The sequence below is a fragment of the Ketobacter sp. genome (genome assembly GCF_003671495.1).
Lineage (GTDB): Bacteria > Pseudomonadota > Gammaproteobacteria > Pseudomonadales > Ketobacteraceae > Ketobacter.
Genome location: NZ_RCHN01000006.1, coordinates 114,906 through 136,257, shown reverse-complemented (window position 1 = coordinate 136,257; position 21,352 = coordinate 114,906). Strand labels below are relative to the sequence as shown.

Here is a 21,352-nt window from a genome sequence, read left to right as displayed (position 1 = left end):
TAAATTCCGCTAGCATAGCCGGGCTATTGATCGAGGAGTACCGACCATGACCCAAGCCCTTCACGACCAGATTCACCAGATACTGGCCAAAAATGCCGATCCCGTTTCCCTCCAGCCCCTGAGTTCCGTGGCCGAAGTGAAAGATATTGCCTCATCCGGGGAGGTTGTGAAGGTGGTGTTGCACTTCGGCTACCCGCTGGAGCGGGCCCGAGCCAGCCTGCAACCAGCCCTGGAAGCGTTGTTGGCGCCGTTGGCCAGCAAGCTGGAACTGGTGCTGAGCTGGGCGGTGAAGCCAGCCCAGAACAAACCGCTGGAGGGGGTGGGCAAGGTCAAGAACATCATTGCCGTCTCTTCCGGCAAGGGTGGGGTGGGCAAGTCCACCACCGCAGTGAATCTGGCCTTGGCCCTGGCGGCTGAAGGCGCCCGGGTGGGCATGCTGGATGCCGACATTTACGGCCCCAGCCAGTCACTGATGCTGGGGGTGGCCCCGGGCACACGCCCGGCCATCGAACAGGACAAGTTTTTTGTGCCGGTGCCGGCTCTGGGCCTGCAATCCATCTCCATGGGTTACCTGGCCACGGCCGATACCCCCATGGTGTGGCGCGGCCCGATGGCCAGTGGCGCCCTGCAACAGCTGCTGAAACAGACCCTGTGGGATGACCTGGACTACCTGATTGTGGATATGCCGCCGGGCACCGGTGATATTCAGCTTACCCTGTCCCAGCAGGTGCCGGTGGCCGGGGCCGTTGTGGTGACCACGCCCCAGGACATAGCGTTGCTGGATGCCAAGAAAGGGGTGGAGATGTTCCGCAAAGTGCACGTGCCGGTGTTGGGGATTGTGGAGAACATGGCCACCCACATCTGCTCGCAGTGTGGCCATGAGGAGCATATTTTCGGCCAGGGCGGCGGCGAGCGCATGGCCCGGGAATACGGTGTTCCGGTGCTGGGCAGTCTGCCCCTCAGCCTTTCCATTCGCGAGCAGGCGGATGGCGGCAAGCCCACAGTGGTGGCAGAACCGGACAGCGAGATCAGCAGCCTCTACCGCCAGATTGCCCTGCGGGCCGCGGGCTCCCTGGCGGGGATGGCCCAGGCCGCGGGCGGGGCGGGGGCATTTCCTTCCATCAGCATCGTGAACGATTGACCGCCCTGGCCCCGGGTGGGGAACAGATCATTTCACCCTGGGGCTCAAAACGGGTATGATTCCGCCTCCGAATTCCCTGCCCACGGAGGATTCGGGGAAACCCGCTCTTATAAATCGATGTCAGACCGATATTAATACCAAGCGATCAAGCGTTTACGCGAGCTAGAAATCAGGGGAGTGCGACCAGACAATGTCCATCAAATCAGACCGCTGGATACGCCGAATGGCGGAAGAACATGGCATGATCGAACCATTTGAACCGGGCCAGGTGCGCCAGGGTGTGGATGGTAATCGCATTATCTCCTATGGGACGTCCAGCTACGGCTACGATGTGCGTTGTTCCACCGAGTTCAAGGTGTTCACCAACATCCACTCGGCCACCGTGGACCCCAAAGACTTTTCCGAGCGCAGTTTTGTCGACATCAACAGCGATGTCTGCATTATTCCGCCCAATTCCTTCGCCCTGGCCCGTACGGTGGAGTATTTCCGCATTCCCCGCAGTGTGCTCACCATCTGCCTGGGTAAATCCACCTACGCCCGTTGTGGGATTATCGTCAATGTGACCCCGCTGGAGCCGGAGTGGGAAGGGCACGTGACCCTGGAATTCTCCAACACCACCAACCTGCCTGCCAAGATTTACGCCAATGAAGGGGTGGCCCAGATGCTGTTCCTGGAGTCGGATGAGGAATGCGAAGTGTCGTATAAAGATCGCGGCGGCAAGTATCAGGGGCAAACCGGGGTGACCCTGCCTAAGACCTGATCCGGCAGGGGTTTCTGTCTCTGCTTGGCTCTTCGGATTGTTGCTTCTTACGCAACGGATGTTGGAATGGGTGCCGGTTAAACCGGCACACCATCGAAGAAGGTCACTTCGCCGCTTTCCAGCGAGTATTCGGCACCTACCACCAGCAGTTTCCCGCTCTGCACCAGTTGCTCGAGAATTTCAGAGCCATGGCGCAGGGAGCCCGCCGCCACGCAGACGTTGGAGCGAACCGCAGCGGCGGTCAATTTGTCCGGGTCGTTGACCAGGTCGGTGTTGATGAGCGCCGCGACGGCCGGTCGGACCCGGTCCACGATGGAGCGCAGGTTACGGCTCTGGCTGCCGCCGGGATTGCGCAGCGAATCCAGAGTGGCCTTCACTGCACCGCAGTTACTGTGGCCCAACACCACCACCAGGGGGGTGCCGAAGGCCTCAGCAGCAAACTCGATGGAGCCGATCTGTGAGGGCGCCACGATATTACCCGCCACGCGAATCACGAACAGGTCCCCGAAGCCCTGATTAAAAATAACCTCGACCGGCACGCGGGAATCGGAACAGCCCAGGATGATGGCGAAGGGGCTTTGACTGGCTGCCATTTCGCTGCGCTGCTCTGCGCTCATTTCCTGGTCTCGATACTGCCCTGCAACAAATTGACGATTGCCTTCAATCAGGCGCTCTAAAGCTTCTTTTCCGGTAATCATGTTCGTTCTCAAGTCCTTGCGTTGGTCGTTGTATATCAGCCAGGAGACACATTACCAAAAATGTCATTCATCTTCTAATCATTCCCTATGCTATTCTTGAAGCTAAATCATTCATTTCCTTGTGGAATAAATATGGGATTCGAGGTTTTGTACTGGCACTGGGTGGTCCTGGGTGTGCTCCTGATGCTCAGTGAAATCATGCTGACGACGTTTTTTGTCTTGTGGTTTGGCATTGCGGCGGTGCTTATGGGGGGTGTCCTGTTTGTGGCGCCCGGCCTGGACCTGACCTGGCAGATCCTGATCTGGACGCTGCTGTCGTCCGTACTGGCGTTTTTCTGGTTCAAATATCTGAAGCCGCTTTCCATCGACAAGACCAAGGCCGGGCTCTCCCGGGAGGCGATCGTGGGCGAGGTGGGGCAGGTGATCAGTGTGCCCCAGGATGGCAAGCGGGGGCGGCTGCGGTTTCCGGCGCCTATTCTGGGGGCGGACGAGTGGCTGATTATGTCACAGGATGCCCTGGCGGAAGGGGATCGGGTACGGGTGAAGGACGTCTCGGGTAACTCATTGATTGTGGAAAAAGTATAACAACAGGAGAAATCGTTATGTACGCCGGACTCTATGTGGTGGGAGCCTTGTTCGTTCTGGTGTTGGTCACCCTGGCCAAAGGGGTGCGCTTGGTGCCGCAGGGGTATAAGTGGGTGGTGCAGCGGCTGGGCAAGTATCACAGTACCCTGGCGCCGGGCCTGAACATCATCATTCCGTTCATCGATTCGGTGGCCTACAAGGTCACCACCAAAGACATCGTACTGGACATCCCCTCCCAGGAGGTCATCACCCGGGATAACGCGGTCATCATTGCCAATGCGGTGGCCTACATCAATATCATTTCGCCGGAGAAGGCCGTGTACGGGGTGGAGGATTACCGGATTGCGATCCAGACCCTGGTGCAGACCACCCTGCGCTCCATTATCGGGGAAATGGACCTGGATGACGCGTTGTCTTCCCGTGACAAGATCAAGGCCCACCTCAAGAACTCCATTTCCGACGATATTTCGGATTGGGGGATTACCCTGAAGACAGTGGAGATCCAGGATATCAACCCCTCCGGCACCATGCAGAGTGCCATGGAAGAGCAGGCTGCGGCAGAGCGGGCCCGACGGGCGACAGTGACGCGGGCGGACGGGGACAAACAGGCGGCCATTCTGGAAGCGGAAGGCCGCCTGGAAGCTTCCCGGCGGGATGCCGAGGCGCAGGTGGTGCTGGCCAAGGCCAGTCAACGGGCCATTGAGATGGTGACCTCGGCCATTGGGGAGCAGGAAATGCCGGTGGTGTACCTATTGGGTGAGAAGTACGTTAAATCCCTGGAACAGATTTCCAAATCCGCCAACGGCAAGACCGTGGTGCTGCCCGCCGACCTGCCGGCTGCGGTCAAGGGCATGATGGGTAAACTCTGACGTCTCCCTGACAATATCCTGGCAGCACTGGGCCGCCGATAGATTGACGACCACGGTAGGTGAACTAACCTGAATGTATACAGGATAGTCACTTACCGTTGGACCGACCCCTTCTTTGACAACCACCGCGGACGTTAACGTCAACCACAAAACAATAAGACTGAACGGGCGGATGCTGTTGGCAGCCGCACTGGGTCTCTGGTGGTTGCTGTTGGCCGGCGCAGGCTTTGCCCGGTCGGACGTACCGCCAGGGTTTGAGGCCATTGATCTCAGTGAGATCAACCAGCTGGACCGCATCAACCTCAGCCCGTTCCTCCTGTTTCTGCCCGATGACCAAAGCCGGACCATTGATAACCTGCTGCGGGGTGAAGTGGCACCCTGGCAATTGAACAAGGCGGGTGTCACGAACTTCGGTCAGTCCAACATTCCCTACTGGTTTGTGGTGCAGTTGAACAACCTCCATCAGTTGCGGGATCCGGTCTATATCCGATTGAACTACCCGCACATCGACCGCCTGGACGTGTACTGGGTCAACGACGGCCGGATCATCGAATCTTACCAGCTGGGGGATACGGTACCCTTCCATCGACGCCCGGTGGATAACCGGGTGTATCTGTTTCCGGTCAATGATCTGAAGCTGACCCAGGCGCAGCTTTACCTGCGGGTGGAATCCCAGGGTCCGTTGGAAGTGCCGCTGGATGCGATCACACAATCCCGGTTTCACGAGCAGGACAAGCTGGAGATGGCATGGTATGGGGCCTATTTCGGCATCATGCTGGCAATGTTCTTCTATAACCTGTTTATTTTTATCCTGGTGCGGGATTTTACCTACTTCTATTACCTGTTCTATGTGCTCAGCACCACCGCCCTGCAATTCACCCTGACCGGTGCCAGCTTTCAGTATCTGTGGCCGCAATCGGTCGCCATGAACAACATCATGGTGCTGGTGTTGACGGCCATCATGCCGCTGGCGGCCGTTGCCTTTGTGCGCAGCTTTCTCAAACTGGAAACAGAGCGGGGGATTAACCGGCTGCTGGGTCGGGTGCTGTTGGTGGCGTTCGTTGGGGTGTTGGCCTCAGCGTTTGTGTTGCCCTACCTGCTGGTGTTGAAAATTGCCCATGCGATCTCCTTTGTTGCGGTCAGCTTTGGTGTGTATCTGGGAGTGGTTTATTCCATCAAGGGGGTGCGGGCGGCGCGCACCTTTGCGTTGGCCTGGCTGATTTATCTGGTGTTCATCCTGGTGTACCTGTTGCAGATTACCGGTCGTACCCAACCCAATATGATTTCGGCTCATGCGTTGGAGATCGGGTCAGTTCTGGAGCTGATTCTGCTGTCGCTGTCATTTGGGCATCGGGTCAATGAAGAAAAAGAGATGCGCATCAAGGCGCAGGACAAAGCGCTGCAGGTTCAGGAGGAGGTCAACCAGAACCTGGACCAGATTGTTCGGCAGCGCACGGAAGAGCTGGAGGTGGCCAACCGGCAACTGAAAGAACTGAGCATCAAGGACGGTTTAACCGGGCTCTATAACCGGCGTCATTTTGATGAGTTGCTGAAAACCGAGTACCAGCGCAGTTTCCGCGAGAAAAGCACCATCACGGTGTTGATGATGGACATTGATCACTTCAAGAAGCTCAATGACCGCTACGGACATCAGTGTGGAGATGAATGCTTGAGGCGCTTTGCGCAGGTGGTGACGGACGCGTTGCGCCGTCCGCCGGACTTTGTGGCACGCTACGGCGGTGAGGAATTCGTGGCACTGTTGCCGGGAACCGATGAGGCCGGAGGACGGGTGGTGGCGGAAAATATTCGCGCTGCCGTGGCGTCCATCACGGTGGAGTGGGAAGGGCAGTCCATCACCATGACCACCAGCATTGGTGTGGCCAGCCGGGTTCCCTCCGACCGGTATGATAACGAAAGCCTGTTGAAAACCGCGGACGCCAACCTCTATCAGGCCAAGGCAGCGGGCCGCAACCGGGTGGTGCACAGTTCCGCTTGATTGGCCGGCATTTTTGACCAGACAGTTTCGGTCAACTATACCTATTAGTAATCTATTGAAATAGAACTAAAAAAACTAGGGAGCCAGGTTGCGGCCCGAATCCGGGGTCCTGGCGGGATGGGATGTGCCTGGCGGAGGCCTAAGTCATCTTGAACCATTGAATCAATTGCCGGGCAAAGATGTTTAACAGTCTCAAAAACCTGTCCATCAAGCTGAAGATGACCACCATCGCGCTGATCGCCCTGGTGGGCTTCTCCTCCATCGTGTTCAGTAACTACAGTTTCTTTCAGGACACCACCCAGGCGCTGGAGGAATTCCAGGAAGTGGATCTGGTGCTGGTGCAGTATGCCAACCAGTTGCAGGTAGGCCTGGTGGATGTCAATCGCCTGTTTGAGGCCGCCATGGCTGAGAACGACAAGGACACCTTGAGCGAAGCGGTGACGTTGGCACGCAGCCAGCGCCAGATGTTGAATAAGCTGGATGAGCTCAAGCCATCCCTCAGTGTGCAGGCAGACCTGCTGCAGGCGGCCTTCGAAGAATTCGTGGAAACCACCCAGCGCTTTACCTCGGACGTGCTCGACGGCACGTACAGCAGCGACGAAATGTACGCGGCGGTGGGGCCCTCCATTGCCAAGCGCCGCCACTATGAAACCCTGTTACGGGAGTTTGCGGACGAAATCAACGGCAACCTGGAAGCCACCATGACGTCGATCCGGGGAGACGCCGAAGTGGTCACCCGCGAGCAGTTTGTTTTTGGCGCGATGTTGGTTGTGCTGGTGCTGGGCGCGTATATCTGGCTGTTCCTGGTAGTGAACAGTGCCATGGATGACGTGATTGAACTCTCCGGTGAAATTTCCGATGGCAATCTGGATGTGGAAATCGGGGAGGCCAACAGCCTGGAAGTGCAGAAGCTGTTTGCCGCACTGGCCATCATGCGGGACCGGCTCAAGGAACAAAGCAGCGAGGCTCACCTGCGTAGTCGGCGCCAGGAACAGGTGGCCAGGCTGAACGAGGCCCTGCGTGGCGAGCAGACCATCGATCAGGTTATGCAGTCCATGTTGCGCAGCCTGGCTTCGATGCTGAATTCCCTGGTGGGGGCGGTGTATCTGGTGGAAGGCGATGAGTTGGTGATGCGGGCCAGCTACGCCTATTCCCAGCGCAAGGGCGATCGTAGCCGCCTCAAGATCGGCGAATCCCTGGTGGGGCAGGCGGCCGTGGAGCGCAATCTGTTTGTGGTGGGCGATCTGCCCAGCGATTACACGCCCATTGCTTCCGGGCTGGGTGAATCCACACCCCGGCAGGTGATGGTGATTCCCCTGGAATTCAATAATCACCTGCTGGCGGTAATGGAGCTGATGAGCTTCAAACCGTTTTCTCAAGAGGACATTGAATTTGTAACTCGGGCAGCAGAGGGCATGGCGATTGCCTTGAACTCCGCGATCTCCCGGGTGCAGCTGGCGGATGCGCTGGACCGTTCCAAATTGCAGGCGGAGGCATTGGAACAACAGCAGGAGGAATTGCGCGCCACTAACGAGGAGTTGGAAGAACAGGCCGCCATTTTGCGTTCCTCGGAGGAAAGTCTGCAGCAACAGCAGGAAGAGCTGCGGGTAATGAACGAAGAGCTGGAAGAGCGTAATCGCCTGTTGGATCGACAGAAAGACGAGATCGAGAAAAACAACCAGGCGCTGGAAGTTTCCCGTAAGGAACTGGAGCAGAAAGCCCAGCAGCTGGAGATGAGTGGCCGTTACAAAACGGAATTCCTCTCCACCATGTCCCACGAGCTGCGCACACCACTGAACAGTATCCTGATTCTGTCGCAGGGCTTGATGGAGAATCGGAAATCCAACCTGGATAACAAGCAGGTTGAGCACGCCCGCGTGATCAATTCCTCCGGCCGCGATCTGCTGATGTTGATCAATGACATCCTGGACCTGTCGAAAGTGGAGGAGGGGAAACTGGAGTTGGTGGCGGAAGCCATGCCGCTGGAAGATCTTGCGTCGAAGTTGCACGGCCAGTTTGATGCCCAGGCGGAAAACAAACAGATTGGTTTTGTGGTGGAGATTGATGAGAATCTGCCGGAGAGTATTGTGGTGGATGAGCATCGTCTCAGCCAGATCCTGCGTAATTTTATTTCCAATGCCTTGAAATTCACACACCAGGGCCAGGTGGTGGTGAGTATGTGTGTGCCCCCGTCCGATGTCGCCACCAGCGCCGGCATTTTGCCGAAGGCCGATGCCATCGAGTTTCGGGTTCAGGATTCCGGTATCGGCATTCCCAAAGACAAGCTGGACCTTATCTTCGAAGCCTTTCAGCAGGTGGATGGCACCATTTCCCGCAAATACGGCGGTACTGGCCTGGGTTTGACCATATCCCGCAAACTGGCGGACATCATGAAGGGCGCAGTCAAGGTCACCAGCGAAGGGGAAAACACCGGGTCGGTGTTCAGTTTGTTCCTGCCCAGAGTCTCCAGTGGTAGCGCCGCGCCGGCCGCCGTCATGGCGCCGGCACGGGTAAGTGCCAGCGCGGATCAACCGGTCGTCTCACCGGCCTCATCCGCATCCGTAAACGGGCACAAGGCAATCGCAGCGGAGCCGGTTCCTGTCAGCAATGCGATTTTGATTGTGGAAGACGATGCCAGCTTCAGTGGTGTACTGAAAAACCTGGCAGAGGAATTCGGCTTCACCGCATTCTGTGCCCACTCAGTGAAAGATGCCCGGCAGTTTTTGCAGCAACAGCGCCCGGGCTCCATCGTGCTTGATCTGGGGTTGCCGGATGAGCCTGGTGAAGCCTTCCTCAGTGAAATCAAAGGGGATGACCAAACCAAAGATATTCCTGTGCACGTGATTTCCGGAAAACTCAATGTCAATCCATCCAGCATTGAGGGGGCGGAGGAGTTCATTGCCAAGCCCTTTGGTCGCGACCGTCTGGATCAGCTGTTCAACGACATCAGTTCGGAATTGAGCCAGCTGAGCAGCAACCGGGTATTGGTCATTGAAGATGATGTTGTTCAGCAGGAACAACTGCAAAACAGTTTCGCAGAACAGAATGTCATCTGTGAGATGGCGGAGACCGGGCAGCAGGCCATCGATTGCCTTAAGCGGCAGCAGTTCGGCGCCATTATTCTGGATCTGGAGTTGCCAGACAGTGACGGCTTCCAATTGGCGGAAACCCTGAGCCACTGCACCAACGGCAATACCCCTATCATTATCTATACCGCCCGGGACCTGGATAAGCGCCAGGATGCGCAGCTGCGCAAATTCGCCAAGCGTATTGTGTTGAAGACGGACAAATCCATCTCCCGCCTGCTGAATGAAACCACGCTGTTCCTGCATTGGTTGAAAGGGGCAGAGCAGCCAGCCCACCTCAAGGAGCCGGAGGATACCTCCACGGTAAAATTAGCCGATGTGGAAGGTAAGCGCCTGCTATTGGTGGACGACGATATCCGTAATCTGTATTCGTTATCGGCGGTGTTGGAGGAAAGCGGTTTTGAAATAGAGACCGCCGGTACCGGTGTTGAAGCCATCGAAATGCTGGAGTCCTCCGCTGAGTTCGATCTGGTGCTGATGGACGTGATGATGCCGGAAATGGACGGATTGGAAGCCATGCAGCAGATTCGCAGCAACCCCAGGTTCAAGACTCTGCCGATAATCGCACTGACCGCCAAGGCGATGAAGGATGATCGTGCCCGCTGTATTGAGGCGGGGGCCAACGATTACTTATCCAAACCGGTGGACACCAATAAACTGAAAGCCATCGTGAAGATGTGGTTGGGGCAGGCGTAATGGCGCAGGATGGAAAGCTGGATCAGCTCAGTGAATTTGAAGTGGAGGTGGAGTGCCTGATGCAGGCGCTTTATCTGCGCTGGGGTTATGACTTCAGGGAATACTCCAGAGCCTCGTTGCGGCGCCGGGTGGCGCGTTACATGTCGGATAATCACATCCTGCGACCCTGTGATCTGCAGCATGAGCTGGTCCGCGATAAAAAACGCTGTGTCCACTTCGTGCGTGGGTTGACCGTGAATGTGACGGATATGTTTCGGGATCCGGTATTCTATCGGGTGATCCGGGAGCAAGTGATTCCGGAGCTGCGCAGTCATCCGTTCATTAAGATCTGGCATGCCGGTTGTTCCACCGGGGAGGAGGCTTACTCCATGTCCATTCTTTTACATGAAGAGGGACTGGGGGAACGAGCGGTAATCTACGCTACGGACATCAATTCCCAGGTGCTGGACCAGGCCAGCAAAGGCGTCTATCACGACAAGATGCTGGCCACAGCACGGGAGAACTATCGGGATGCCGGTGGCAAAAGCGGCCTGGATGATTTCATTTCAGTGGGTTACGAGCGCTTCCTGATTGATCCCGGCCTCAAGAAAAATATTGTGTTCACCCAGCACGATTTGGTTACAGATCAGGTGTTTGGGGAGATGCAGATGGTGATCTGCCGTAATGTCCTAATTTACTTTCGGCGCGAACTTCAAACTAAGGTGCTAACCTTATTTCATAACAGTCTGGATTTGGGTGGCTTCCTGGGTCTCGGCATCAAAGAGTCTTTGCGCAGTTTGCCTAACGAATTTAGATATAAAGCCATCGATGAATCAGCAAGAGTGTTCCAGCGGATTGATTAAGCAGGTTGAGTTGGTGGTGATCGGCGCTTCCAGCGGTGGGTTGGATGTACTGATTACATTGCTGAAGACATTGCCTGAGCATTACCGAATACCAACCGTGGCTGTGTTGCATCAGCGTCCCAACAGGTCCAGTGGCGTACCCGAAATGCTTGCCAAGTATACTCACTTACAAGTGCAGGAGCCGGAAGATAAACAGGGAATAGAAGCGGGCTGCTTTTATGTGGCACCGCCCAATTATCATTTGCTCATTGACAGCGGCAAGGTGTTCTCACTGAGCCTGGATGCCCCGCTGAATTTCTGCCGGCCCTCTATTGATATGGCGATGGAGTCGGCGGCGGAAGTCTACCAGCAGCATCTGGTGGGTTGTGTGCTCACCGGAGCCAACGCCGACGGTGCAGAGGGCGTGCGCTACATCAAAGAAAATGGTGGCTATGTCATGGTGCAGGAACCTGCTGAGGCTACCGTGGATTCCATGCCCAAGGCCGCCATTGCCGCCACCGAAGTGGATGAGATCTTGCCGATGGTGCGCATCGCGGAACGCTTGTCTTCCTTTGCTGCAGGAGGGCAGTCATGAAGCAGAGCATTCTGATTGTGGACGATCAAAAGGCCAACCTGGTTGCGCTGGAAGCGACCCTGGGTGAACTGGACAATGTTGAAGTGATCGCCGCCACCTCCGGTCCGGAGGCCCTTTCCATCCTGCTCAAGCAAACCGTTGCCATGGTGTTGCTGGATGTGCAGATGCCGGGCATGGATGGCTTCGAAGTGGCAAGCTTCATGCGCCAGCGTCCCAAGACCCGTCATATCCCCATTATCTTCCTTACCGCCATCAATAAAGAAGAAGGCTACATGTTCAAAGGCTATGAAAGCGGCGGGGTGGACTTTCTGTTCAAACCCTTCGACCCCTTTGTGCTGCTGAGCAAAGTGCGCATCTTCCTGGAGTTGGACGGTCGCCAGCAGAAACTGGAAGAGGCTCTGAGCAAACTCAAACAGGTCAAAACCAGCAATGAAGTTTTATTGCGCTCGGTGGGTGAGGGCATCATCGGGGTGTGCCTGAAAGGCACCATCACCTTTGTGAACCCCGCGGCGGAAATGATTCTGGGCATGCACAGTTCGGTGCTCATCGGTCAGCCCCTGTATAAGGCCGTGATCGTGTCGGCCCAGCAACCGGAAGACAGCGGCTGGTCAAAGACGAAACTCTACAAAGCCTGTTCAGAGGGTAAGGCTTATCACAGTGACGTGGGGGTATTCCGCTCCCATCATGACAAGATGTTGCCGGTGGAGTATACCGCCAGCCCCACCCATTCTCCTTCCGGCCAGTTTGACGGCGCGGTGATCGTGTTCAAAGACATTACCGAACGCAAAAAGATTGAAGAAAAGCTGCACTTTATGGCGCAGTACGATGCCTTGACTGAACTGGGTAATCGTAACCTGTTCAATTCCGCGTTGAATAATTCCATCACCTACAGTGATCACAGCGGCCAGCCCTTCGCTTTGTTGTTTATGGATCTGGACCGCTTCAAGCAGGTCAATGATTCCATGGGCCATGATGCCGGCGATGAGCTGCTGAAGGAAGTGGCTTTGCGGGTCAATCATTGCATTCGCGATTCGGACATTCTGTGCCGCCTGGGTGGGGACGAGTTTACCGTGATCATCAACGGCGATCAGGCGGAACGCGCATCTGAGCGTGTGTCTGAAAAGCTGATCCAGTCCCTGTCGCAACCGTTCGAGATTTTTGGCCAGGAATTGTATGTGGGTGCCAGTATCGGCATTGTCTATTATCCGGAAATGGGTAAAGACGCCAGCGAATTGATCCGCAACGCCGACATGGCCATGTATCAGGCCAAGCATGAAGGTCGCAACCGTTATCGCGTTTTTGAGCCGGATATGAAGACCCAGGTCGAGGAGTCCATGGCGTTGGAAGTGGAGTTGCGCCGCGCGGTCGAGCACATGGATTTTGCGCTCCACTATCAGCCCAAGTTTGATATGCATACCGGGCGCGTGGTTGGCGCGGAGGCCTTGTTGCGCTGGCAGGTGGCGGGAAAGATGATTTCCCCCACGGTGTTCATTCCGGTTGCTGAGGAAACCGGGTTGATCAATGGGATTGGCCGCTGGGTGTTTGAAACCGCGGCCAATCAGGTGAAGCAGTGGAGCGAACGTTACGCGTTACCGGATGGGTTCCGGATCTCCGTGAACATGTCGGTGCAGCAGCTGCAGGATCTGGAATTGGTGGATGTCATGAGCGCCCACATCCACTCCATTCAGGTGGACCCACAACTGTTGGAAATTGAAATCACTGAAAGCCTGTTCCTGGAACGGACGGAGCTCAACCTGAGTAACCTGGCGGGCATTCGTAAGCTGGGTGCCGGTATTGCCCTGGATGATTTTGGCACCGGTTACTCCTCCATGGGGTATCTGGCGCAGTTACCGTTGACGGTGCTCAAGATTGACAAGACCTTCGTCGACAATGTGCACAAGCCTCAGGGCAGCGCGATCATCTCGGCGGTGGTGGCGCTGGCCAAGGGACTGGGTGTGGATGTCATTGCTGAAGGGGTGGAGCAGGAGGACCAGGCCAAGCGCTTGCTGGAATTGGGGTGCAGTACGGCCCAGGGCTTTTATTACAGTATGCCGGTGCCGGCGCCTGAATTGGAATCCCTGTTGGACAAGCACCTGCTGCCTTTGGACAGCCGCATGGACGGTGCTGCCAACTCCTGAATTCAGTGAATTTTGAAACGGGTCAGCTCCAGCAGGAAGCGGTCGCCGTCGTCGGTCTGTTCCACTTTGACTGGAATGAACGGATAGTCGTAGTGCAACCAGATTTCGGTGTGGCGCTTGCTGTCATCGTGTTGCCGTTTCAGGTGGAAGGTTTTGATGCGCCCGGCTTCGGTTTCCAGCTCCGGCGTCCCCAGCAGTGAAAACACCCGCAGGTCCTGATCATCGCCTTTTGCTTCCCGGAAGCGAATTGTGGATTGCCCCGCCTGCACCTGCAACGCCAACAGTAACGTGCTGCTCAGTGGGTCCTGCAGTCCCTCGCTCAGGGTGAACTTACCTGCCTTCTTTTTATGCACGTAGCGACCCTGGCCTGCAGTCCAGTTGAAGTCGATCCTGCTTTCACGTTTCTTGAGAAACGTGCCACGGCTGGAATCGTAATGAAGGGGCTGGGGCTGACCGTTCTCCCAGAGGAACTCAGAGGTTTCCTGCAGGCTGTAGATCATGGCCTTGGCCCGATATTCAATGCGGTAACGCTCCTGGCCCAGGCTGCTTAGTGTGCGTGTACCCAGATCCTGCACCGACATCCCATTGGCTTCGCCCCGATAGTGGGCGGTGAACGGGCTGAAGGGCATGGTTTCGGCGTCGGCCCGGGAGATGCCGGCCAACAGCACCAGCAGCAGGGGGAGGGCGCGCAGCAATGTCATATTAATCCTCAGTGAGATCCAGTCCGGTGGCCGGCAGCAATGAGCCCTGGTAGAGCACGCCGTCCGCGGACAGGCGGATGGCGTTGCTGCAGAACAGCGCCACACAGGCAGGGTACAGGCGATGTTCCTGCTGCTGCACTTTTTCAGACAGGCTCTGCGCGGTATCGTTCGCCTCAACCGGCACTTTGGCCTGACCGATCACGGCGCCGCTGTCCAGCTCACTGCTGACGAAGTGCACGCTGCAGCCGTGTTCCGTTGCGCCGGCATCCAGGGCCCGCTGATGGGTGTTGAGGCCCTTGAATTCCGGTAACAGGGAGGGGTGGATGTTCAGCATGCGTCCACTGAAGTGGTCCACAAAGTGATCCGTGAGGATGCGCATGAAGCCCGCCAGTACCACCAGGTCCGGCTGGTAGTGTTCAATAGCCTGCAGCAAATCGGCATCAAAGGCTTCCCGGGTGCCATAGCTGGTGTGGTCCACCACCAGGGTTTCCACGCCGCGTTCACGGGCCCGGATCAAGCCTTTGGCATCGGGGCGATTGCTGATGACGGCGGCCAGGTTGCCCTGGATCTTGCCGCCTTCCACAGCGTCCATAATGGCCTGCAGGTTGGTGCCGCTGCCGGAGATCAGAACGACAATGTTCATTTACAGGCCCTGCAGCACCACTTTTGCGTCAGCATCGGCACTGGCTTCGATGCCGCCGATGACCCAGGCCTGTTCCCCCAGATTGTTCAGCTCGGCCACCACTGCCTGGGCCTGTTCCGCCGGCACCGCCAGGATCATGCCAACGCCACAATTGAAGGTGCGATACATTTCCCGGGTGTCCACGTTGCCGTTTTGCTGCAGCCAGGAGAACACCGAAGGCCACTGCCAGGAGGTGGTGTCAATCACAGCGTTGGTCCCGGCCGGCAGTACGCGGGGCACGTTCTCGGTGATGCCGCCCCCGGTGATGTGAGCCAGGGCCTTGATTTGGAATTGCTCGATCAGTGAGAGCAAGGGCTTCACATAGATGCGGGTGGGCGCCATCAGGTGCTCGGCCAGGGGTTTGCCGTCCAGGTCTGACTGCACATCGGCGCCGCTCACGGCGATGATCTTGCGGATCAGGGAGTAGCCGTTGGAGTGGGGTCCGGATGAGGCCAGGCCAATCAGCACATCACCGGCGCTCACACTGGCACCGCTGATGATCTTGTCTTTCTCCACCACCCCGACGCAGAAGCCGGCCAGGTCGTAGTCGTCGCCCTCATACATGCCGGGCATTTCGGCGGTTTCGCCGCCCACCAGGGCACAGCCGGCCTGCTCACAGCCGGCACCGATGCCGGTGACCACGTCGGCGGCCACGTCCACATCCAGGTGCCCGGTGGCGTAGTAATCCAGAAAAAACAGCGGCTCCGCACCGGTCACCACCAGGTCGTTCACACACATGGCCACCAGATCAATGCCCACGGTGTCGTGCTTTTTCAGGTCAATGGCCAGGCGCAACTTGGTGCCCACGCCATCGGTGCCGGACACCAGCACCGGCTTGCGGTATTTTTCTGGGATCTCGCAGAGAGCACCAAAGCCCCCCAGGCCACCCAGTACCTCTGGTCGGCTGGTGCGTTTGGCGACCCCTTTGATGCGTTGAACCAACTCATCTCCGGCATTGATGTCCACACCGGCGTCTTTATAACTGAGAGAAGGGGTCTTGTCTGACATGGTCGCTGAGCCTTGACTGTCTGGGAGTAATTAGGGGGCGCTATTCTATCAGGTGTTGCCCACAAGCCCAATGCGCAGGTTTCGGTTTTATCACCGGCAGGGACGTTGTACACTTTCGCGCAATGGTTTTTCGAGGTTCGCCAGTGCGTTATGAGTAAGGTTGTCAAGCATTTCATCACCCTGACAGTGTTAAGTTTCTTGATGGTGTTGGGGGCGGTTGCCCACGGGGCAGAGGTGGCGAATCTCTACCAGGCCACAGTGGTGGTGGACAACCGCAGCGCCGAGGCGCGGGAAGCCGCCCTGGGTGAGGGGCTGGCCCGGGTACTGGTGCGGGTCAGCGGTAACTCGGCCATAGTCGCAGAGGGCGCGGTGCAGGATGCCCTCAAGTCCGCTTCCCGATTTATGGTGCAGTATGGTTATCAGACCCGGGAGACCCTGTCTCCGGAAGACGGCAAGCTGATCAAGACTGTGCTTCTCAATGTCAGTTTCGATGAAGTGGCGGTGAATCAGTTCCTGCGCCGGCAGGGGTTCCCGATCTGGTCCGCCAGTAGACCCAATATCGTGTTGTGGTCAGCGGTGCGTGATGGCGGCGGTTCCCGCCAGGTGATCGGTGGCCAGAGCCAGCCCGCACTGCAACAATTGCTCGAAACCCAGGCGGCCCGCCGTGGCTTGCCGGTGGTACTACCCCATTTTGACAGCGAAGATCTCGCCCTGGTGAGGGCTGGGGACATCTGGGGTATGTTCGTGGACCCGATTCAGCAGGCGTCGCAACGCTACCAGGCCAACGTGGTGGTGGTGGCCAAGTTGCTGCTGACGCCCGATGGCGCCCAGATCAGTGCCGCCATGAGCCTGGACGATCGCCAGCAATGGTGGGAGGTGTCCGGCGCCACCGTGGAGCAGGCGGTGGTGGCCTTTATGGATCAGCTGGGGGACCGGGTGGGTGCCCGCTTTGCGGTTCAGGCCTCCATGGAGGTGGGAGAACAGGTGCTGCTGGACGTATCCGGTGTGGACGAGCTCAAGGATTATGCGCGCCTGGGGGAATACCTGGACGGCGTGTTGGCCATCCGCGACTGGCGCCTGCGCCAGGTTAAAGGCAGCCAGCATCAATATCTCATCACTCTGGAAAGCAATCTGGAAGCCCTGGAGCAAAGTCTGCGCATTGATCGTAAACTGTTGCCCCAGCCACCGCAGTTGGTGGTACCCCTGGGTGGGGCGTCAGACCCGGAACCGGCAGCACAGATCCCTGAGGCCGCCCCGGGCGCAGCGACCACGCCTGAGATTCTCTATTATCGATGGAACGGGTAAATCCCTTTTCATGAGCTCAGCGGTTCGACACATACCCAATATCCTCACGGTGCTTCGCATGGTGCTGGTATTGCCATTCGTCTGGTATACGGTCAACGGGGAGCATGACCGGGCCCTGTGGACCCTGCTGCTGGCGGGTGCCACCGATGGCGCGGACGGTTTTCTGGCCCGCAAATTTCAGTGGCGCAGCCAGTTCGGCTCCATCGCCGACCCGGTGGCCGACAAAGTCCTGATGGTGACCGCTTATCTGACCCTGGGGCTGACCGGGCACATGCCCTGGTGGGTGGTGGCGGTGGTGGTGACCCGGGATGTCTACATTTTTCTGGGGGCCATCGGTTACTGGTTTGCGGTGGGTCGTTATCAGGGCCGCCCCACGCTGTTGAGCAAAGCCTGCACCTTCCTCATGATCACCCTGGGCCTGGCGGTGCTGGGCAATCTGGTGTGGCCGCTGTTGGCACCCGTCTGGATCGAGGGCCTGAGTGCGTTGGTGGTGGTGCTCTGTGTGGTGAGCATGGGGCAATACACCCTGCAGGCGATCCAGGGCTATCGTAACAAGCGGAGGCAGACCGGTGGCTGAGCCGTTTCATCCCCAATTGGCGCTGCGCTTCTATCGCAGGCCGAATACGGACTTCGCCAGCTACTACAGCGGGCAGAATCAACAACTGGTGGAACGCCTGCAGCAGGTGTCGACGGGGGCGCTTGGCGGCTGGGTCTATCTGTGGGGCAGCCATGAAAGCGGCAAAAGCCATCTGCTGCAGGCTGCCGCCCAGCGGGCGGAAGACAGCGGCTACAGCGCGTTTTACCTGGCCGGCGAGCAGGCCACCTCCCTTTCGCCCCAGCTGCTGGAGAACCTGTCCTCATTCCAGCTGTTGGCCATCGACGATCTGCACCTGTTGGTGGCCCAGCCGGGGTGGGCCGAGGCGCTGTTTCATCTGTACAACCGGCTCAAGGATCTGGGGGCCGCGCTGCTGGTGAGTGCCGATGCGCCGCCCCGCCAACTGTCGGTGCCGCTGCAGGATCTGCAATCCCGGCTCATGGCCATGGAGGTGTACCAGGTGCTGGGCCTCGACGATGAGGATAAGGCCGGTCTGTTGGAGCTGATGGCTCGCCAGCGTAACTTTTCCCTGTCAGAAGACGTAATTGCCTATATTTTGTCCCGATCTGACCGTACCCTGGGGGCTCTGCAGGCGGTGGTGGAGCGGCTGGACCTGCAGTCTTTGCAGGAAAAACGCGTAATAACAATCCCTTTCGTAAAAAAGGTCATGAGCTGGTAAATCTCTCATCTATACTTTTTAGGATAGATGAATCAATAAGAGTCGATCCAGCTCTCGATGACCGATCCTCATACGCATCACAAAAAGCGCTTTATCAGCCTCAAGTGGCGGGCACTGGCCCTGACCAGTGCGCTGCTGGTGATTGTGTTTACCATCTTTCTCATGGCCTCCCGCTATTCCTCCCAGTTGCAGTTGAAGGAACAGGGTAAGGACCGGACCCAGCGTTATGTGGAGCAACTGGAAGCCTTGCTCAATCGCCAGGTGCACCGCATGCAGGCGTTGTCCGGACTGCTGGTGGATTTTGAAGGGGTGGAGCAGGCCATCCGCGCCGGCCAGCCTGAGGAGATCAGTCAACGCATCCAGGGGGTATGGACCCGCTTCCAGGCCGAGGCCTCCATCAATTCCATCGTGATTTTTTCCCCTTCGGACGAAGTGCTGTTATGGCAGGGGGACCCCAGTATCCCGCCGGACATGGTGGAAAAATTCCGCACCGATTGGCAGCAGCGCTCGGCCCTTTCCTGTTTTGATTCCTGCGAGGTGTATACGGTGGTGCCCCTGGAGCTGGAAGGTTGGGGCAAGGGCATGGTGGTGTTGGGGGCCTATATGAACCAGGTGGTGGAGCGCCTGCAGGGTTTATCCAAAGCTGAAGTGGCGCTGGCGGTGCGGCGCAATCAGGATGGTATTGAACACCAGAATAATCTGTCCGGCTGGAACAGCGACGTGGTGTATGTCACCAATGAGGGGCGTTCCCTGGACATGCTTAAGCAGCTGGCCGATCAGTACAACCGGGCAGAAGTATTCAATGGCATATTGGTGCAGCTGGGCGCCCGCTATTACGAAGTGGTGCTACGCCCTCTACGGGGCGCGGTATTTCCCCGCCAGGGCGAACTCTATATTGTCACCGACATCACTACGGAAATGATCCAGCACAAAACCATGCAGCGTAATGGGCTGGTGTTTGGCGTGGTGGGATTGATCTTTGCCGAGCTGGTGCTGCTGACCACATTATGGGGCCCCTTGAACCGACTGCGGGCCATGGCCTCGGTGTTGCCCATGCTGGCCACCCAGAAGTTCACCCACATACGTCAGGAATTGAATGCGCTGCATCGGGACATTCCGTTTTCGGACGAAAGCGATGTGCTCAACAGCTCCGCCATGCGCCTGTCCCATTTGTTGGAAGAGCTGCAGTCGGAATTGCACAGCCGTGCCGAAGAACTGGAAAAGAAAACCGTCGACCTGGAATCGGAAAAACATTTCGTGCAGGGGATTCTGGATACGGCCCATGCCTTGATCCTGACCCAGGATCGCACCGGCTGCATCGCCATGGTGAATCACCACTGCAGCTGGATCACCGGTTATGACACCGGGGAGCTGGTGGGCAAATCGTTCTTTTGGTTGTTGCCCCAGAGTGAACAATTGCCGGATCTGCAATTCCAGATCAATGAGCTTTCCAACGGCTTCCGCAATGAGCTGCATCATGAATCCGCCGTCGTGCGCAAAGACGGCACCACCATGTACATGGCCTGGTATCACTCGCTGTTGCCGGCGGGCAAGGAAGGTCACCAGATCCTGAGTATCGCCCTGGACATCAGCGAGCGCAAGGAAGCCGAGGAGCGCTTGGGCTGGCTGGCGTCCCATGACACCCTCACCGGGTTGTTCAACCGTCGCCGCTTTGGTGAGGAACTGCAAAAATCCATTTCCCATGCCAAGCGTTACAACCGCTCCGGCGCGGTCCTGTTTTTCGACCTGGACCAGTTCAAGGATGTGAACGACACCAGTGGCCATAAAGTGGGGGACAATCTGTTAAGGCGGGTTTCCGAACGTCTGCGTATCGAAGCCCGGGATTCGGATCTGATCTTCCGTTTGGGGGGGGATGAATTTGCCATGCTGGTGCGGGAGGTGGACACCGAAGGCGCCGGCAAGGTGGCTGCACGGCTGTGCGATGCGCTCAGCGGTGTGGAAGTGATGGGCAGCAACCGCATTCACCGGGTCTCCACCAGCATCGGTGTGGCGTTGTTCCCCGATCACGGCGAGTATGTGGATGATCTGGTGGCCAATGCGGACATCGCCATGTATCAGGCCAAGGCCTCCGGTCGCAACGGCTGGCATATCTATTCGCCGGAAGAACAGGATCGTGAACGTACCCACGAGCGGGTCTACTGGAATGAGAAAGTGAAGGAGGCCCTCTCTACGGACAGCCTGGGCGTGGCATTCCAGCCGATCCAGAACATTGAAGCAGGTAAGCTCTCCCATTTTGAGGCGCTGTTGCGGGTGTCGGATGAAGACGGCAAGCCGTTGCCCACTTTCAAATTCATTCAGTCGGCGGAAACCTCGGGCCTGATTCAGGAAGTGGACCTGAAGATCGTGGATAAGGTGCTCGCCTATAAGCGGGAGTTGGAACAACGGGGTGAGGCCGCGGTGTTTGCCATCAACCTGTCGGGCATCTCCTTCCGCAACCCCAATCTGTATGAGGAGATATCCCGCAAACTCAAACATTACGCCGTCAATCCGGAAGAGATTATTTTTGAGATCACTGAGACCTCTGCGGTGGAAGATGCGGTGACCACCGCGGAAAAAATGCGGGACATCAAAAAGCTGGGCTGCAAATTTGCGCTGGATGATTTCGGGGTGGGCTTTTCCTCCCTCTATCACATCAAGCAGTTGCCCATCGACCTGGTGAAAATCGATGGCTCTTTCATTCGTCATCTGGCGTCGGAGACGGAAGACCGGGCCTTGGTGAAGGCGGTGGTGGAAGTGTCCAAGGTGTTTGGCTTGACGACGGTGGCCGAGTTTGTCGAAAACCAGGAAATCCTGGATATTCTGCGGGAACTGGGGGTGGATTATGCCCAAGGCTACCACATCAGCAAGCCGGAGCCGTTTGCCTCCATCTGGGGGGAGAACGTGCCTCAGGGGGGCACGGTCAATGGAGATTGATTGAGCTTTCGCAGGCGAGTGGTTATATTCTGCCATTCCGATAACAAGAATACACACAAACAG

At 57.4% G+C, this 21,352-nt stretch carries 17 protein-coding genes; 13 read left to right on the top strand and 4 right to left on the bottom strand.

Annotation, left to right across the window (positions count from 1 at the left end; genetic code table 11):
* Window positions 1-46: 46 nt before the first annotated feature.
* The gene (gene apbC, locus D9N14_RS02045; protein ID WP_290576325.1) at window positions 47-1,141 is read left to right on the top strand and encodes an iron-sulfur cluster carrier protein ApbC; all 1,095 of its coding nucleotides are present in this window, start codon (window positions 47-49) and stop codon (window positions 1,139-1,141) included.
* Window positions 1,142-1,331: 190 nt separating this feature from the next.
* Entirely contained in the window at window positions 1,332-1,901 is a 570-nt protein-coding gene (gene dcd, locus D9N14_RS02040; protein WP_290576323.1) for a dCTP deaminase, read from the top strand.
* Window positions 1,902-1,978: 77 nt separating this feature from the next.
* Here the strand turns inward: dcd and D9N14_RS02035 are convergent, their stop codons facing one another.
* The gene (locus D9N14_RS02035; protein ID WP_290576320.1) at window positions 1,979-2,599 is read right to left on the bottom strand and encodes a carbonic anhydrase; all 621 of its coding nucleotides are present in this window, start codon (window positions 2,597-2,599) and stop codon (window positions 1,979-1,981) included.
* Window positions 2,600-2,731: 132 nt separating this feature from the next.
* Here D9N14_RS02035 and D9N14_RS02030 point away from each other — a divergent pair, with 132 nt between their 5' ends.
* The 7 genes from D9N14_RS02030 (at window position 2,732) to D9N14_RS02000 (ending at window position 13,385) form a co-directional block, all read left to right on the top strand.
* The gene (locus D9N14_RS02030; protein ID WP_290576318.1) at window positions 2,732-3,184 is read left to right on the top strand and encodes an NfeD family protein; all 453 of its coding nucleotides are present in this window, start codon (window positions 2,732-2,734) and stop codon (window positions 3,182-3,184) included.
* Window positions 3,185-3,201: 17 nt separating this feature from the next.
* Window positions 3,202-4,053 (top strand): SPFH domain-containing protein, encoded by an 852-nt coding sequence (locus D9N14_RS02025; RefSeq protein WP_290576316.1) that lies wholly within the window; start codon window positions 3,202-3,204, stop codon window positions 4,051-4,053.
* Between the two features lie 172 nt (window positions 4,054-4,225).
* Window positions 4,226-6,049 carry a diguanylate cyclase gene (locus D9N14_RS02020; RefSeq protein WP_290576314.1) on the top strand — a complete coding sequence of 608 codons (1,824 nt, stop codon included), beginning with the start codon at window positions 4,226-4,228 and terminating at the stop codon, window positions 6,047-6,049.
* Window positions 6,050-6,228: 179 nt separating this feature from the next.
* Complete coding sequence (locus D9N14_RS02015; RefSeq protein WP_290576312.1) at window positions 6,229-9,831, top strand: response regulator; 3,603 nt, start codon at window positions 6,229-6,231, stop codon at window positions 9,829-9,831.
* On the top strand, window positions 9,831-10,673 hold the full coding sequence (locus tag D9N14_RS02010) for a CheR family methyltransferase (protein WP_290576311.1): 843 nt from the start codon (window positions 9,831-9,833) through the stop codon (window positions 10,671-10,673). Before D9N14_RS02015 ends, D9N14_RS02010 begins: the two co-directional genes overlap by 1 nt.
* Window positions 10,666-11,247 (top strand): chemotaxis protein CheB, encoded by a 582-nt coding sequence (locus tag D9N14_RS02005; RefSeq protein WP_290576309.1) that lies wholly within the window; start codon window positions 10,666-10,668, stop codon window positions 11,245-11,247. Before D9N14_RS02010 ends, D9N14_RS02005 begins: the two co-directional genes overlap by 8 nt.
* The gene (locus D9N14_RS02000; protein ID WP_290576307.1) at window positions 11,244-13,385 is read left to right on the top strand and encodes an EAL domain-containing protein; all 2,142 of its coding nucleotides are present in this window, start codon (window positions 11,244-11,246) and stop codon (window positions 13,383-13,385) included. Before D9N14_RS02005 ends, D9N14_RS02000 begins: the two co-directional genes overlap by 4 nt.
* Before the next feature lie 2 nt (window positions 13,386-13,387).
* Here the strand turns inward: D9N14_RS02000 and D9N14_RS01995 are convergent, their stop codons facing one another.
* The 3 genes from D9N14_RS01995 to purM are packed head-to-tail and all read right to left on the bottom strand — an operon-like array spanning window position 13,388 to window position 15,776.
* The gene (locus D9N14_RS01995; protein WP_290576301.1) at window positions 13,388-14,086 is read right to left on the bottom strand and encodes a DUF3108 domain-containing protein; all 699 of its coding nucleotides are present in this window, start codon (window positions 14,084-14,086) and stop codon (window positions 13,388-13,390) included.
* Window position 14,087: 1 nt separating this feature from the next.
* Complete coding sequence (gene purN / locus D9N14_RS01990; protein WP_290576299.1) at window positions 14,088-14,729, bottom strand: phosphoribosylglycinamide formyltransferase; 642 nt, start codon at window positions 14,727-14,729, stop codon at window positions 14,088-14,090.
* Window positions 14,730-15,776, bottom strand: coding sequence for a phosphoribosylformylglycinamidine cyclo-ligase (gene purM, locus D9N14_RS01985; protein WP_290576297.1), 1,047 nt, complete (start codon window positions 15,774-15,776; stop codon window positions 14,730-14,732). It lies immediately after the preceding gene.
* A 150-nt stretch (window positions 15,777-15,926) separates the two neighbouring features.
* Here purM and D9N14_RS01980 point away from each other — a divergent pair, with 150 nt between their 5' ends.
* From D9N14_RS01980 to D9N14_RS01965, 4 genes are read left to right on the top strand one after another with little or no spacing between them, the layout of a single operon-like run.
* Entirely contained in the window at window positions 15,927-17,081 is a 1,155-nt protein-coding gene (locus D9N14_RS01980; RefSeq protein WP_290576295.1) for a DUF2066 domain-containing protein, read from the top strand.
* Window positions 17,082-17,091: 10 nt separating this feature from the next.
* Window positions 17,092-17,658, top strand: a complete 567-nt coding sequence (locus D9N14_RS01975; RefSeq protein ID WP_290576293.1) for a CDP-alcohol phosphatidyltransferase family protein — start codon at window positions 17,092-17,094, stop codon at window positions 17,656-17,658.
* On the top strand, window positions 17,651-18,355 hold the full coding sequence (hda, locus tag D9N14_RS01970; RefSeq protein ID WP_290576291.1) for a DnaA regulatory inactivator Hda: 705 nt from the start codon (window positions 17,651-17,653) through the stop codon (window positions 18,353-18,355). The genes D9N14_RS01975 and hda overlap by 8 nt, the downstream gene beginning before the upstream one ends.
* 57 nt (window positions 18,356-18,412) lie before the next feature.
* On the top strand, window positions 18,413-21,289 hold the full coding sequence (locus tag D9N14_RS01965) for an EAL domain-containing protein (protein WP_290576289.1): 2,877 nt from the start codon (window positions 18,413-18,415) through the stop codon (window positions 21,287-21,289).
* Window positions 21,290-21,352: the final 63 nt, after the last annotated feature.

What these genes read in the sequence shown, in the direction of transcription:
- purM (WP_290576297.1), bottom strand. Translation starts at nt 15,776, where the DNA reads ATGTCAGACAAGACCCCTTCTCTCAGTTATAAAGACGCCGGTGTGGAC.
- dcd (WP_290576323.1), top strand. Translation starts at nt 1,332, where the DNA reads ATGTCCATCAAATCAGACCGCTGGATACGCCGAATGGCGGAAGAACAT.
- D9N14_RS02015 (WP_290576312.1), top strand. Translation starts at nt 6,229, where the DNA reads ATGTTTAACAGTCTCAAAAACCTGTCCATCAAGCTGAAGATGACCACC.
- D9N14_RS02025 (WP_290576316.1), top strand. Translation starts at nt 3,202, where the DNA reads ATGTACGCCGGACTCTATGTGGTGGGAGCCTTGTTCGTTCTGGTGTTG.
- apbC (WP_290576325.1), top strand. Translation starts at nt 47, where the DNA reads ATGACCCAAGCCCTTCACGACCAGATTCACCAGATACTGGCCAAAAAT.
- D9N14_RS01965 (WP_290576289.1), top strand. Translation starts at nt 18,413, where the DNA reads ATGACCGATCCTCATACGCATCACAAAAAGCGCTTTATCAGCCTCAAG.
- D9N14_RS02000 (WP_290576307.1), top strand. Translation starts at nt 11,244, where the DNA reads ATGAAGCAGAGCATTCTGATTGTGGACGATCAAAAGGCCAACCTGGTT.
- D9N14_RS01995 (WP_290576301.1), bottom strand. Translation starts at nt 14,086, where the DNA reads ATGACATTGCTGCGCGCCCTCCCCCTGCTGCTGGTGCTGTTGGCCGGC.
- D9N14_RS02020 (WP_290576314.1), top strand. Translation starts at nt 4,226, where the DNA reads ATGCTGTTGGCAGCCGCACTGGGTCTCTGGTGGTTGCTGTTGGCCGGC.
- purN (WP_290576299.1), bottom strand. Translation starts at nt 14,729, where the DNA reads ATGAACATTGTCGTTCTGATCTCCGGCAGCGGCACCAACCTGCAGGCC.
- D9N14_RS02030 (WP_290576318.1), top strand. Translation starts at nt 2,732, where the DNA reads ATGGGATTCGAGGTTTTGTACTGGCACTGGGTGGTCCTGGGTGTGCTC.
- D9N14_RS02010 (WP_290576311.1), top strand. Translation starts at nt 9,831, where the DNA reads ATGGCGCAGGATGGAAAGCTGGATCAGCTCAGTGAATTTGAAGTGGAG.
- D9N14_RS01980 (WP_290576295.1), top strand. Translation starts at nt 15,927, where the DNA reads ATGAGTAAGGTTGTCAAGCATTTCATCACCCTGACAGTGTTAAGTTTC.
- D9N14_RS01975 (WP_290576293.1), top strand. Translation starts at nt 17,092, where the DNA reads ATGAGCTCAGCGGTTCGACACATACCCAATATCCTCACGGTGCTTCGC.
- D9N14_RS02035 (WP_290576320.1), bottom strand. Translation starts at nt 2,599, where the DNA reads ATGATTACCGGAAAAGAAGCTTTAGAGCGCCTGATTGAAGGCAATCGT.